Raw genomic sequence first — 12,243 nt, forward strand, 5'->3', positions numbered from 1 at the left:
TCAAGCGCGGGTCGCCCGGCCCTAGGTATGGGGTCGAGATTGGAGACCAAGATGGATTGGAAGACCCTGTTCCTGTCGCCGGAAGGCCGCATCGGCCGCCAGGCGTTCTGGATCGGTTGGCTTTGCCTGCTGGGCGCGAACGTCGTGGCCAACGCCGTGCCGGTGTTCGGCCATGTCGTGGCCCTGGCGCTGATCTATCCCAGCGTCTGCATCCACTCCAAGCGCCTGCACGACATGGGTCAGACCGGCTGGTGGCAGCTGCTGCCGTGGGTGCTGGGCCCGGTCCTGGTGTTCGGCGCCGTCGCCTCGGTCGGCATCTCCGCCGTGATGACGGCCTTCAGCGGCGGTGAGCCTTCGGCCGCCTTGTTCGCCACGATCGGCGGCCTGGCCATGTCGATCTTCATCGCCTTCGCCATCTGGCTGGCCTTCACCCTGTGGGTCGGCTGCAGCAGCGGCCAGGCCGGCGACAACCAGTACGGCCCGCCGCCCACCGACACCGCGGCGGTGGCGCTGTAGCTACAGGCGCCGCGCCCCCAGGCTCACCGCCCGCGCCAGGGCCTGGGCGATCTGGGCGTCGGAGCGGATCAGGCCGGGCGCGTCGCCGCCCTGGACATTGACCGTCACCGACACCCCGCCGGCCGTTCCGACCGGCTCAACGCTTCCGGCCGAGGCCGGACGGAACAGCTCCGGCCCGCGCTCGCCGACCAGATAGGCGCCGCCGGGCAGCACGGGGCCGCCGTCGGCCCTCGCGCCCGAAAAGCTGTTCGACAGAACCTCCGCAAGGCCCCCGCCCTTCAGCGCCGCTCCGGCCGCGCCCAGGACCGCGCGGGCCAGTTCGGCCAGCGAGACCTGGCCGTCCGAGGCCGCCCGGGCCAGCGACCGGGCCAGAGAGGTTCCGGCGCGGGCGAAGGCCTCGTCGATCGAGCGCGCGGCCCGCTCGGCCGGGGCCTTCAGGGCGTCCAGGGCCGCCGCGGCCTCGGCGGCGCGGGCGGGGACGGTTCCAAGCCCATCCTGTTCAAAGCTCATGGGGGCGTCTCCTCGTCGGGATAGCGGGCGATCAGGGCGCAGAGGTCGGTTCGCGACAGGACCGGCGCGGGCGGGGCCTCGGTCAGGACGCGCCACTCGACCAGCGACAGGCGCCAGAAGGCCTCGGGGGCCAGGCCCAGATGCAGCGCCAGCCGCAGCGGCTGGACCCAGCTCATGCGCTGGCCATCAGCGCGGCGGCCAAGGCGCTGGCGGCCTCCTGGACCGTGGCGCGGGCGCCGATACCGGGATCCTCGCCGCCGCCGTCCAGCAGGGCGGCCAGGATGGCGAACAGCTCGGCCGCCGACAGGGTCGCGATGCGCTCGGGCAGCTGCGACCAGTCCGACAGGCTCAAGGCCGCCTCGATCCGCGCCAGGGCGCCCAGGGTGAGGCACAGGCGACGCGGCGCGCCGGCGATCGTCACGACGACTTCGCCGCGCGCGGGGTTGGGGGGCAGCATGGGACAACTTTCGCAAATCCTCCCCCAGCGGGGAAGGTGTCGACGCAGTCGACGGAGGGGGAAAAGGCCGGGCCAGGAGAACTTCCCCCTCCGGCCTTCGGCCACCTCCCCCCTTGGGGGAGGATTTAGATCGCCGTGAACGTCACCGCCCCGGCGCTCGCCAGGCTCAGCGCGAAGGCGGCCTCGCCGTCGTGTTCGCCGGCGTATTCCAGCGCCGCGACGACGAACGGCCCCTCCAGCTGGCCGAAGTCGGGGATCACCAGCCGCCACACACGCGCCGACTGGTCGAAGAAGCTGGTCCGCACCTGGGCGTCCGAGGCGGCGTCGCGGAAGATCCCCGAGCCCGACACGGCCACCGACTTGACCCCCGCCCCGGCCAGCAGCTCGCGCCAGCGGCCGGTGCTGTCGCTGTCGGTGGCGTCGATGGTCTTGGCGTTCAGGCTGATGGTCCGGGCGCGCAGGCCCGCGACGGTGTGGAAGGTCGGGGTGGCGGCCCCGTCGCTGATCTTCAGCAGCATGTCCTTGCCGGCTTGGGCGGCCATGGTCGTCTCCGTATGTCAGGGAAGCTCGGTGACCGCCCGCACGCGGACGATCCCCAGGGTGGTCTCGCGGTCGGCGCCGGCGAAGCAGTCGGCGTAGGGCACGCGCAGCGTGACCAGCCGCCGGCCGCTCAGGGAGGGCTTGGCGTCGTGCAACGCCGCGCGGACGGCCGCGACCAGGGCGCGGGCCTCCTCGGGTCCGCCGAAGCGGCTGGCGCAGGTCAGGGTCAGGACGTGCTCGATCCCGTCGCCCTCGGGGAGCGGCCGGCCCTCCGACCGGGTGACGACGACGCAGGGATAGGTCGGCAGGCGCGGACTGGTGGCGTGGATCCGCTGGCCGGCGAGGGCGGTGACGGCGGGCGCGGCCTTCAGCGTCGCGACCACGGCGTCGATCAGGGGCTTGTCGGTCACAGCCGGGCCTTTCGATAGGGGGTCAATCACGGCTCGACGAGCGCGAGCGAGGGGTCGCCCGCATCACCCAAGGACGAGCGATGCTCGTAGGCGTGGGCGACCAGGGTCAGGACGGCCAGGCGCAGCGGCGCGGGGCTCGCGGCGGTCAGGGCGACGCCGGCGGCGGCCGCGACACGCGCCTCGGCGGCGTCGATCAGGATCGTGAGGACGGCGTCCTCCGCCGCGTCAGGCACGCGCAGGAACGCCCGGGCCTCGGCCAGGGTGAGGGATTGGGGCATGTTGGGGGTGCTTTCGGGAAATCCTCCCCCCAGCGGGGGAGGTGTCGGCCCGGAGGGACGACGGAGGGGGAAGAGGCAAGCGCTCAAGCCCTTCCCCCTCCGTCCGCTTCGCGGACACCTCCCCCGCTAGGGGGAGGATGGGATCACGACGCCGCGAATTTCAGCAGCTTCACGGCGTCGAAGTTCTGCACGCCGCCGCCGACGCGCTTGGTGGTGTAGAACAGCACGTGCGGCTTGGCCGAGTACGGGTCGCGCAGCACCCGCACGCCGGCGCGGTCGACGATCAGATAGCCCTTCTCGAAGTCGCCGAACGCCACCGACAGGCTGCTCGCCGCCACGTCGGGCATGGCCTCGATCTCGGTGACCGGGAAGCCCAGAAGGGACGCCGACTGGCCCGGCTGCAGGGCCGCGTTCCAGATGTAGTTGCCTTGCGCGTCCTTGAACTTGCGCACCGCGCTGACCGTGCGGCGGTTCATCACGAAGCGGCCGTTCTGGCGGTACTGGGTCTTGGTCGCGTAGATTAGGTCGATCAGCTTGTCGGTCGGGTTCGACGCCGTCCAGCCGCCGGCCACGCCGGTCGCCAGATAGCCGACCTGGCCCCAGGTATAGGTCGCGTCCGGCGCGGCGGTGTAGGCCAAGAGGCCCTTGGGTTTGTTGACCCCGTCGCCGGTCACGAAGGCCGTGGTCTCCTGGGCGGCGAAGGCGTCCTGCACCTCCTCGGCCAGCCACTCGTCGATGCTGACATAGGCGTCGTCCAGCAAGGCCTGGGTCGCGGCCGGGCTGGCGTAGAGTTCGCCGGCCGGGAAGTCGATGACGTCCAGGGTCGGCGCGGTGGTCTCGGGCCGCGCCGCGGTCTCGGCCACCCAGGCGGCGGCCAGGCCCGTCGGCGACACCGGCTTGCGGAACGTCCCGGCGCCGATGGTGCGGACCTGGCAGATCTCGCGCATCGGGCTGGTCGCCGCCAGGCGACGCAGGATCAGCCGTTCCAGCTCCGGCGGGGCGACATAGCCGCCGGCGGTGGCGACGCCTTCGGACAGACCCTTGGCCTCCAGCAGGCTCGCGGCGGTCTCGCCGGTCTTCACGTAACGGTCGAAGGCGGCCTTGCGCTCGTCCACCTGCGCCAGCGGCGCCTCGCCCGAAAGCGAAGGCCTGCGCAGATCGCTCATCAGCCGGTCCAGCCGCGTCTGGGCCTGGGCGACGGCCTCGTCGATGCGGCCGACCTTTTCTTCCAGCAGGACGTCGGCCCGCTTGGTCTCGATCGCGGCCAAGCGCTGGTCGTTGGCGGCCTTGAAGCTCTCGAACGCCGACAGGACGTCCGCCAGCGCCGCGCGGGCCTCGGGCGAGGCCGCGTGTTTGGTTTCCTTCATGGGGATCTCCGGAAAAGCCCCTCCCCTCGATGGGGAGGGGTTGGGGTGGGGTGATGCGGCGATGGCCGCGTCCCGGGTTTCGGAATGGAGGCCGCGGCGCCGGCGGGGACCTTCCGGAACCGCCGCGTCACCCCCATCCCTGCCCTTCCCCCATCAAGGGGGAAGGGAATTTCAGCCGACCGTCAGACGCGCGCCCGGCAGCATCGGAAACGTCACGATCGACACCTCCCACAGCTCGACGCGGGACAGCACGCGCAGGCGGCCTTGCGTCCGCGCCTTCACCTGGCGGAAGCCGATGGAGAGGCCATCCAGGGCCCCGGCCTCGACCAGGGCGGCGACCAGGCGGCCGCGCGGGGTGGTCCGCAGGATCCGCCCCCGCACGAACAGACCCTTGGCGTCCTCGACCACCGCGTCCCAGACCCCGACCGGCTCGGTCTCGTCGTGCTGGTGCAACATGGCAACCGGCGTCCCTTCGGCCAGGCTGGCGGCGAAGGCCCCCGCGGCGGTGACGTCGTCATTGAGGTCGCGCGTCCAGAACAGCGACGCGTAGCCCTCGATCCTCAGGTCAATGTCCATCGGCGCGCTCCAGCCTGGCTTCGATGCGGGCCAGGCTCTGGCGGCTGGCGGTCGCCTGCTCCTCCAGCCGCGCCAGGCGCTCGGCGACCGGGGCCTGGACCTCGAGCCGGCGCTGCATCTCATCGATCCGGGCCGAGGCCTTGCCGGCCCACAGCAGGGCGGCGGCGGCCTGGATGGCCAGGGCCACCAGCACCGCGGCCGAGACCGAGCGATCCAGGCGCCAGTTCCCCGGCATCTCGGGGGAACGCGCGCTCAAGACGCCGCCTCCAGTCCCGCCAGCCGTCGCCGCTCGGCGTCGGTCAGGAAGGACGCGGTCTCCAGCCGGCTCCACAGGGCGTCGCGCTCGGCCGACAAAGCCGGGACAGCGTCCAGGTCGGGCGCGATGCGCGCGCCGGGGAACTTGGCGGCCAGCCAGCCGGTCAGGGCCCGCGCCGCCCGCTCGGCCAGCGGAACCACCGTTCCGCGCCAGAAGGCGGCGTTGGCCTCGCGATAGTTGGCGTAGGTGTTGTCGCCGGGAATGCCCAGCAGTTGCGGCGGCACGCCGAACGCCAGGGCGATCTCGCGGGCGGCGGCGTGCTTGCCCTGCGTGAAGTCCATCTCGGCCGGGGTCAGCGACATGGCCCGCCAGTCCAGCCCGCCTTCCAGCAGCAGCGGCCGGCCGGCATTGGCCTGGCCGGAATGGGCCGAGGCCAGCTCGGTCTTCAGCCGGTCGAACTGCTCGTCGGTCAGGCGGTCGCCGGCGTCTTTGCTGGAATAGACCAGCGCCCCTGAGGGCCTAGCGGAGTTGTCCAGCAGCGCCTTGTTCCAGGCGCTGGAGGCGTTGTGGACGTCGATCGCGAAGGCGGCCGCCTCCAGCGGCGAGAAGCCGTAGTGGTCGTTGGTGGGGTTGAACAGCTTCAGGTGCAGGACGGGCAGCCAGCCGTCGGCGTCGCGGCCGATCCGCGCGGTGCGTCCGGCGGCCTGGTAGTCGTAGGCCAGCGGCCAGCCGCGCGGCCCGGGGATCACGGTCATCCGGTCGGGCCGCAGGGCGTAGAGCTCGCTGGGCTGAGCCTCGCCGGCCGCCTCGAGATAGGCGTTGCCGGCCACCTGCAGGCTGCCGAAGAACGCCTCCATCAGGTCGGGCCCGCCCTGCTCGGGGTTGGGCCGGTCCAGCAGGCGCTTCAGCGGATGGTCGTCAGCGCGGCGTCCCTCGACGAACACCGCCAGCGGCGTCGCCGCTGCGGCCTCGGCGATCATCCGCGTGCAGCGATAGGCCACGGGGTTCCTGGCGAACCCTTCGGCCGCCAGCGCGCCATAGTCCCGCGGCGTCCACTGGGGACGGCCTCCGGTGGTCAGCGCGATCAGCCGCGCGGCGCGGGAGTCCTTCGCCTCACGCTGGGGCGTGGGCGGGCGGGGTTTGAAGAGGGGCATGGTGATGGGCTCCGGGGTTCGGAGTTGAGAACAAATAGGAAACACGATAGGGTGGCGGCGAGACAGATGCTCGCTCTCCTCCCCCTCTGGGGGAGGTGTCGGCGAAGCCGACGGAGGGGGAAGTGACACGACCCGAGAAGTCGCGGATCGCCCGCGCACGGAAGCTCCGCCGCGAGATGTCGTTGCCGGAGGTTCTGCTGTGGACGGCATTACGCGGCGCTCGCCTGGACGGTCTCAAGTTCCGTCGCCAACATCCCGTCGGTCCGTACGTGCTCGACTTCTATTGCCCGGCGGCTCATCTGGCCGTCGAGATCGACGCCTGGTCACACGGCGCGGAAGATCGTCCAGAACAGGACGCAATCCGTGACATGCGGCTGGCCGAACGCGGCGTTCACACGCTGCGGATTCCTGCCGGCGAAGTCCTGCGATCCGTAGACGACACGCTGGCGACCATTCTCGAAACGGCCCGGCCCTGGACACTCAATCCTCCCCCCAGCGGGGGAGGTGTCGGCCCGTAGGGACGACGGAGGGGGAAGAGGCCGGGCCAGGACAACTTCCCCCTCCGGCGCTGCGCGCCACCTCCCCCGTTGGGGGGAGGATCTTGATTACAACGCCCTCAATCTCGGTCTGTGGGTCTGGCCCAGCATCAGCTCGCTCATCGCCCAGACCAGGGCGTCCGCGCGGTCGGGGCTGTGCTCCAGGTCCCCAGACCCCAGCGCCATCAGCTCCTCCTCCAGCGCCGCGAAGGCGCCGCAGTGGAGGACCCTTCCCTGCTCGTACAGGGCCGCCACCGGTTCGGCCCGCGCGCGCTTGCCGATCGAGGCCCTCACCAGCTTGACCCGGCACGGCGGGTCGGCCTGGGCCAGCACCGCGCGGACCATGTCGCCGCCCTGGTTGGCCTCGGCCACGAGGGCGTCGGCGCTCCAGGCGCGGGCGGCGGCCACGGCCTTGGCGGCCCAGCCGGCGGGCGAGAGACCGCGCGCGGTCTCGTCGGCCAGGACGAAGGCGCGGTCGTCGCGCCGGCCGACCACGACGATCCCGCAGGCGTCGCCGGTGGCCGTGGCCGGCGGGTCCACCGCCACCACCACGCGGTCCAGCCGCGCCGGCCGGGCCGCCCGGCAGCGGGCCAGGTCCTCGGCGCGGAACAGGCCTCCGTCGGTCTCGACGATGATCCCGTCCAGTTCCTGGGCGGCCAGGCGCGTGCCGCCGTAGAGGCCTTGCAACGTGCGCAGGAAGGCCGGCGCCAGGTTGCTGGCGTTCAGCGACGTCCCGGCGCGGGTCAAGGACACGCCCGGCTCGGCCATCAGCATCTTCAGGGCCCTGATCGGGCGCGGCGTCGAGGTCACCACCAGGCGCGGATCCCCGCCCAGCCGCAGGCCGAAGCGCAGCATGGCCAGGGTCTCGGCCGGCTTGGGCCAGGCGCAGAACTCGTCGGCCCAGGCGGCGTGGAACTGGGGCCCGCGCAGGCTGTCGGGATCCTCGGCCGAGAAGGCGTAGGCGACCGCGCCGTTGGGCCAGACCAGACGCCGGCGCGAGGCTTCCCAGCGCGGGCGGAACAGCGGCCCGCCCATCGCCTTCAGCCCCGACGGCCCCTCGATCATCACCTCGCGCACGTCGTGCAGGGTGGAACCGACCAGGGCCAGGATCGGATGGGCCAGGGCGTTTCGGGTGATCCAGCCCGCGCCGGCGAAGGTTTTGCCCGCGCCACGCCCGCCCAGCAGCAGCCAGGTGCTCCAGGGCTTATGCTCCGGCGATTGCTGATGCTCGAGTGGTTCAGCCAGGATCGCGCTGAGCAGCCGCTGCTGGTCCAGCGGAACCAAGTCCGCCGTCGCCGCCGCCATCAGCCTGATCAGTTCGCCGCTTTCTCTCGACGAGATCAGCGATGCGAGCGAAGCGGGCGACAAGAGCGGCCTGAAGTTCCTCGGGGTCGTCCGGGATGTCGGCATGCATGGAAGCCTCGTCATCGTCATTGGCCGCCTCGTCGGCGGCGGGTTTGGCGTTGGGCTCGGGGACCATGGTCGCGATCGCCTTGGCCGATCGGGCGAAGACCCCGCAGGTGCGGGCCTCCTTCTCGACCTGGGCGATTTCGGTGGGATCCTTGGTCTCTTCGAGCCGGGTCCAGAGGGCGCTCAGTCGCCCCATGAGGCGGTCCTGCAGCGTCTCGCTCCAGTCCCGAACCTCGTCGCGTCTTCCGGCCATGACACAAAGATACGGCGCCAGCGGGCGCGGATCATTCAGGGGGCTGTAAAAGTGAGAAGCCGTTGATTTCGTTGGAGTCGATCTCGCGAATTCCGGGGATTGAGGGGGCTGAATGCTCGTGGTCGGGTCACTTGCCCCCAATCCTCCCCCCAGCGGGGGAGGTGTCGGCGCAGCCGACGGAGGGGAAGAGGCCGGGCCAGGACAAGTTCCCCCTCCGGCGCTTCGCGCCACCTCCCCCGCTGGGGGGAGGATTTTGGGCCCTCACCGCCGATAGAGCCACGCCCCCGGCAGGCCCAGCCGCTCGCACGCCGCCCACGGCGGCGCGCCGGAGATCGGGGTGCGGTCGGCGATCCGGGCCGCCGCGCGGATGACCGGCAGCTCCAGCGGCCGGGGCAGCCATTCGCGGCCCAGGCCCAGCACCGCCCTCGCCTCGCCTGGCACGAGCTCCACCGCCGCCCGGATCAGCGGATGCTGCAAGCGGCTCAGCGGACCGGCGACCTTCACCCCCCGCATCAGCGCCAGGAACTCGAACACGATGTCCGAGCGCTCCAGCCTGGGCAGCATGGCCGCCAGCTGCGCCTCCCATTCCGCCTCCGACGTCGGCGCGCCCAAGGCGCCGTACAGCCGCGCGGCCGGGGCGGCCTCGGCGTAGAAGCGGTCGCGGTCGGCGGCCGACAGCGGCTGGACCAGGGCGTGGTAAGCGTTCAGGAAGCCGAAGCTGGCCGTGGCCTGCACCCAGTCCAGCAGCGCGACGTCGTCGGCGCGATAGGCGGCCCCGTCCGGCGTGGTCCCCGCCACCCGCGCGTGCTGACGGCCGACCCCGGCGATCATCGCCTCCGCCGTCGAGCGCGCGCCATAGACCGTGACCATCGCCGCCAGGCCGGTGCGCTTGAGCCGGCCCAGCGGGTCGGTCTTGAACGAGGAGTATTCCCACACCCCGGTGCGCACCCTCGGCTCGGCCAGCTCCAGGATCACCGCCGTGACCCCGCCGACGAACAGGGCGACCGGGTTCTTGAACACCCGCCATGACACCGAGTCCGGCGCCGCCAGGGCCGGTTCGCCCGCCGGCGCGGTAAAATCGACGCGCGGACCGCCTTGAATCTCGAACAGGGACTTGGCGGCGTCGGCGAAACGGGCTTTCAAGGGCGCCTCCGGCGAAGGGTTTCCTCAGACATAATGCTCAAGCCGGCCGGCGCGCGCATGGACATGTCATGTTAGCGCTCCCATCTATTGGCGCACCAGCAACAGCGGGACGACGAACGTGCATCTGACGGGCGAGCTTCTGATCGGCGGCGAGAGCCGCAAGGGAACCAACGGCGAGATCAAGGGGATCAATCCCGCGACCGGCGAGACCCTGGAGCCCGCGTTCGGCGGCGCGACCAAGGCCGATGTCGAGGCCGCCGCGGCCTTGGCGGCCGAGGCCTTCGCCAGCTACCGCGCCCTCTCGTACGAGACCCGCGCCACGTTCCTGGAGGCCATCGCCGAGCACATCGAGGCGATCGGCGACGATCTGATCGTCCGGGTCATGGCCGAGACCGGCCTGCCCCGTCCCCGCCTGGAAGGCGAGCGCGCCCGCACCACCGGCCAGCTGCGCCTGTTCGCCAGCGTGCTGCGCGACGGCGGCTTCCTGGAGGCCCGCGTCGATCCAGCCCTGCCCGAGCGCAAGCCGCTGCCGCGCCCGGACCTGCGCCTGCGCAACGTGCCGCTCGGCCCGGTGGCCGTGTTCGGCGCCTCGAACTTCCCGCTGGCGTTCTCGGTGGCCGGCGGCGACACCGCCTCGGCCCTGGCGGCCGGCTGCCCGGTCATCGTCAAGGCGCATCCCGCGCACCCCGGGACCTCGGAACTGGTCGGTCGCGCCATCCAGGCCGCCGTCGCCTCGGTCGGCCTGCATCCGGGCGTGTTCTCGATGATCCACGACAGCGGCTACGAGGTCAGCCAGGCCCTGGTCGCCGATCCGCGCGTCAAGGCCGCCGGCTTCACCGGCTCGCGCCGCGGCGGCCTGGCCCTGCTGGCCATCGCCCAGGGCCGTCCCGAGCCGATCCCGCTGTACGCCGAGATGAGCAGCATCAACCCGGTGATCCTGCTGCCCGAAGCCCTGAAGGCGCGCGGCGACAAGATCGCCCCCGACTTCGTGGCCGCCCTGACCCTGGGCGCGGGCCAGTTCTGCACCAATCCCGGCCTGATCCTGGCCATCGACGGCCCCGAGTTGGACGCCTTCGTCGCGGCCGCCGGCCAGGCGGTCGAGGCCGCCCCGGCCGCCGTCATGCTGACGCCAGGCATCTGCAAGGCCTTCGCCCATGGGGTCGCGGCCCTGACCGAGGCCTCGGAAGTGACCACCGTGGCGCGCGGCGTCCCCGGCCCGGACGGCAGCCACACCGGCCGCGCGGCCCTGTTCAGCGTCGCGGCCAAGGATTTCCTGGCCAATCCGCACCTGCACGAGGAAGTGTTCGGCGCGGCCTCGGTGGTGGTCCGCGCCGCCGACCAGGCCGAGCTGGCCAAGGTCATCGACGCCCTGGAAGGCCAGCTGACCATCGCCGTCCACCTGGACGACGGCGACCACGCCCTGGCCGGCGCCCTGCTGCCCGCCCTGGAGCTGAAGGCCGGCCGCATCCTGGTCAACGGCTTCGGCACCGGCGTGGAGGTGGCCAACGCCATGGTCCACGGCGGCCCGTTCCCCTCGACCAGCGACGGCCGCACGACCTCGGTCGGCACCCTGGCCATCGCCCGCTTCCTGCGCCCGGTCAGCTACCAGAACCTGCCGGAAGCCCTGCTGCCGGCCGAGCTGCGGAGCGACAACCCGCTGGGCATCGCGCGGCGGGTCGATGGGAAGGTGAAGCTGGGCTGAGGGGGCGTTAACGCCCCCTCCGTCTCGCCGCCTATCAGCGACGATCCACCTCCCCCGTTGCACGGGGGAGGATGACGCTCCCTCTCCTCCCCCGCTTGCGGGGGAGGTGGCCCGGAGGGCCGGAGGGGGCGTCTCTTTTGCCAGAACACTTAAGCAATCACTTGACCATCCACCCACGCCCCGATACTTAATCCCATGCCTAACCAACAGCCCTCGCTCGACCTGATGTTCCAGGCCCTCGCGGACCCCGCCCGGCGGAGCATGGTCGAGCGGCTCAGCCGGGGTCCCGCCTCGGTGAGCGAGCTGGCGCGGCCGCTGGACATGTCGCTGCCGGCGGTCATGCAGCACCTGGCCATGCTGGAGGCGGGCGGGATCGTGGCGTCGGAGAAGGTCGGCCGGGTGCGCACCTGCCAGATCCAGCCCGACGTCCTGAGCCTCGCCGAACAGTGGATCAACCAGAGGCGCACCCAGTGGGAGCAGCGCCTCGACAGGCTCGGGGCCTTCCTGGCGGCCGAGGACGAGGACACCCAATGACCGACCGCAGCTGCATCCACGCCACCTTCGTCGTCGAGCGCGTCTACGCCGCCTCGCCCGCCCGGGTGTTCGCCGCCTTCGCCGATCCGGAGAAGAAGAAGCAGTGGTTCAAGGGCCCCGACGAATGGGGTCCGCCGGACCAGAAGTACGACTTCCGCGTCGGCGGTGAGGAGCACAGCATCGGCGGACCACCCGGCGAGCCGCCGCACCGGTTCTACAACCGCTACCTGGAGATCATCCCCAACGAGCGGATCGTCTACACCTACTGGATGCACCACGGCGAACCGCTGGCCTCGGCCTCGGTCGCGACGCTGGAGTTCCGGGCCGAGGGCGCCAAGACCCGCGTGGTCGTCACCGAGGTGGGGGCGTTCCTGGACGGCTACTACTCGGCCGAAGGGCGCGAGGAGGGCATCCGGTGGCAGATGGAGGCGGTAGCGAAGGTGGTGGAGGGGTAGGCCTCATCCTTCCGCCCCCTCCGGGGGCGGACGACCTCGCGGAGCGAGGTCAGGTGGGGGCAAGTAACGGGAGTGCGCTCCGAACTTGCCCCCTCCGCGCCTTCGGCGCTCCTCCCCCGGAGGGGGAAGAAGGAGCGCCCCCGCCC

General features: G+C 71.9%; 16 protein-coding genes and 4 pseudogenes. 5 read left to right on the forward strand and 15 right to left on the reverse strand.

The window, feature by feature from the left end:
• Positions 1 to 51: 51 nt before the first annotated feature.
• Positions 52 to 516, forward strand: coding sequence for a DUF805 domain-containing protein (locus MZV50_RS20055; protein ID WP_252631037.1), 465 nt, complete (start codon positions 52 to 54; stop codon positions 514 to 516).
• Here MZV50_RS20055 and MZV50_RS20060 read toward each other — a convergent pair whose 3' ends face one another.
• The 11 genes and pseudogenes from MZV50_RS20060 to MZV50_RS20110 form a co-directional block, all read right to left on the reverse strand.
• Entirely contained in the window at positions 517 to 1,026 is a 510-nt protein-coding gene (locus MZV50_RS20060; RefSeq protein WP_252631038.1) for a phage tail tape measure protein, read from the reverse strand.
• Entirely contained in the window at positions 1,023 to 1,202 is a 180-nt protein-coding gene (locus MZV50_RS20065) for a phage tail assembly chaperone (protein ID WP_252631039.1), read from the reverse strand. Before MZV50_RS20065 ends, MZV50_RS20060 begins: the two co-directional genes overlap by 4 nt.
• Positions 1,199 to 1,483 (reverse strand): GTA-gp10 family protein, encoded by a 285-nt coding sequence (locus MZV50_RS20070; protein ID WP_252631040.1) that lies wholly within the window; start codon positions 1,481 to 1,483, stop codon positions 1,199 to 1,201. The genes MZV50_RS20065 and MZV50_RS20070 overlap by 4 nt, the downstream gene beginning before the upstream one ends.
• A gap of 21 nt (positions 1,484 to 1,504) precedes the next feature.
• Positions 1,505 to 1,608 (reverse strand): annotated as a pseudogene (locus MZV50_RS20075) (NlpC/P60 family protein); the annotation flags it as partial.
• Positions 1,609 to 2,025: a phage major tail protein, TP901-1 family gene (locus MZV50_RS20080; RefSeq protein WP_252631041.1), complete on the reverse strand. Its 417-nt coding sequence runs from the start codon at positions 2,023 to 2,025 to the stop codon at positions 1,609 to 1,611.
• Positions 2,026 to 2,040: 15 nt separating this feature from the next.
• On the reverse strand, positions 2,041 to 2,433 hold the full coding sequence (locus MZV50_RS20085) for a DUF3168 domain-containing protein (protein ID WP_252631042.1): 393 nt from the start codon (positions 2,431 to 2,433) through the stop codon (positions 2,041 to 2,043).
• A gap of 26 nt (positions 2,434 to 2,459) precedes the next feature.
• Positions 2,460 to 2,711, reverse strand: coding sequence for a head-tail connector protein (locus MZV50_RS20090; RefSeq protein ID WP_252631043.1), 252 nt, complete (start codon positions 2,709 to 2,711; stop codon positions 2,460 to 2,462).
• 143 nt (positions 2,712 to 2,854) lie between these two features.
• The gene (locus MZV50_RS20095) at positions 2,855 to 4,078 is read right to left on the reverse strand and encodes a phage major capsid protein (RefSeq protein ID WP_252631044.1); all 1,224 of its coding nucleotides are present in this window, start codon (positions 4,076 to 4,078) and stop codon (positions 2,855 to 2,857) included.
• Positions 4,079 to 4,249: 171 nt separating this feature from the next.
• Positions 4,250 to 4,654: an HK97 family phage prohead protease gene (locus MZV50_RS20100; protein WP_252631045.1), complete on the reverse strand. Its 405-nt coding sequence runs from the start codon at positions 4,652 to 4,654 to the stop codon at positions 4,250 to 4,252.
• Entirely contained in the window at positions 4,644 to 4,889 is a 246-nt protein-coding gene (locus MZV50_RS20105; RefSeq protein WP_252635282.1) for a hypothetical protein, read from the reverse strand. Before MZV50_RS20105 ends, MZV50_RS20100 begins: the two co-directional genes overlap by 11 nt.
• A 17-nt stretch (positions 4,890 to 4,906) precedes the next feature.
• Positions 4,907 to 6,132 (reverse strand): annotated as a pseudogene (locus MZV50_RS20110) (phage portal protein).
• Positions 6,133 to 6,186: 54 nt separating this feature from the next.
• On the opposite strand from MZV50_RS20110, the gene MZV50_RS20115 reads away from it, so the two are divergent.
• On the forward strand, positions 6,187 to 6,582 hold the full coding sequence (locus MZV50_RS20115; protein ID WP_252631046.1) for an endonuclease domain-containing protein: 396 nt from the start codon (positions 6,187 to 6,189) through the stop codon (positions 6,580 to 6,582).
• On the opposite strand, the pseudogene MZV50_RS20120 reads toward MZV50_RS20115, so the two are convergent.
• The 4 genes and pseudogenes from MZV50_RS20120 to MZV50_RS20135 all read right to left on the reverse strand — a co-directional run.
• Positions 6,548 to 6,669 (reverse strand): annotated as a pseudogene (locus tag MZV50_RS20120) (NlpC/P60 family protein); the annotation flags it as partial. The gene MZV50_RS20115 and the pseudogene MZV50_RS20120 overlap by 35 nt on opposite strands.
• On the reverse strand, positions 6,670 to 8,034 hold the full coding sequence (locus tag MZV50_RS20125; protein ID WP_252631047.1) for a DNA-packaging protein: 1,365 nt from the start codon (positions 8,032 to 8,034) through the stop codon (positions 6,670 to 6,672).
• 369 nt (positions 8,035 to 8,403) lie between these two features.
• A pseudogene (locus MZV50_RS20130) lies at positions 8,404 to 8,535 on the reverse strand (NlpC/P60 family protein); the annotation flags it as partial.
• The gene (locus tag MZV50_RS20135; protein ID WP_252631048.1) at positions 8,525 to 9,406 is read right to left on the reverse strand and encodes an oxygenase MpaB family protein; all 882 of its coding nucleotides are present in this window, start codon (positions 9,404 to 9,406) and stop codon (positions 8,525 to 8,527) included. The pseudogene MZV50_RS20130 and the gene MZV50_RS20135, both read right to left, overlap by 11 nt.
• A 118-nt stretch (positions 9,407 to 9,524) precedes the next feature.
• On the opposite strand from MZV50_RS20135, the gene MZV50_RS20140 reads away from it, so the two are divergent.
• The 3 genes from MZV50_RS20140 to MZV50_RS20150 all read left to right on the forward strand — a co-directional run bounded on the left by MZV50_RS20140 (position 9,525) and on the right by MZV50_RS20150 (position 12,097).
• Complete coding sequence (locus MZV50_RS20140; RefSeq protein ID WP_252631049.1) at positions 9,525 to 11,108, forward strand: aldehyde dehydrogenase (NADP(+)); 1,584 nt, start codon at positions 9,525 to 9,527, stop codon at positions 11,106 to 11,108.
• A gap of 195 nt (positions 11,109 to 11,303) precedes the next feature.
• Positions 11,304 to 11,642 carry an ArsR/SmtB family transcription factor gene (locus MZV50_RS20145; protein WP_252631050.1) on the forward strand — a complete coding sequence of 113 codons (339 nt, stop codon included), beginning with the start codon at positions 11,304 to 11,306 and terminating at the stop codon, positions 11,640 to 11,642.
• A complete protein-coding gene (locus MZV50_RS20150; protein WP_252631051.1) occupies positions 11,639 to 12,097 on the forward strand; it encodes an SRPBCC family protein in 459 nt (152 codons plus the stop codon). Before MZV50_RS20145 ends, MZV50_RS20150 begins: the two co-directional genes overlap by 4 nt.
• The last annotated feature ends 146 nt before the right edge of the window (positions 12,098 to 12,243 follow it).

The sequence above is a fragment of the Caulobacter segnis genome (genome assembly GCF_023935105.1).
Lineage (GTDB): Bacteria > Pseudomonadota > Alphaproteobacteria > Caulobacterales > Caulobacteraceae > Caulobacter > Caulobacter segnis_B.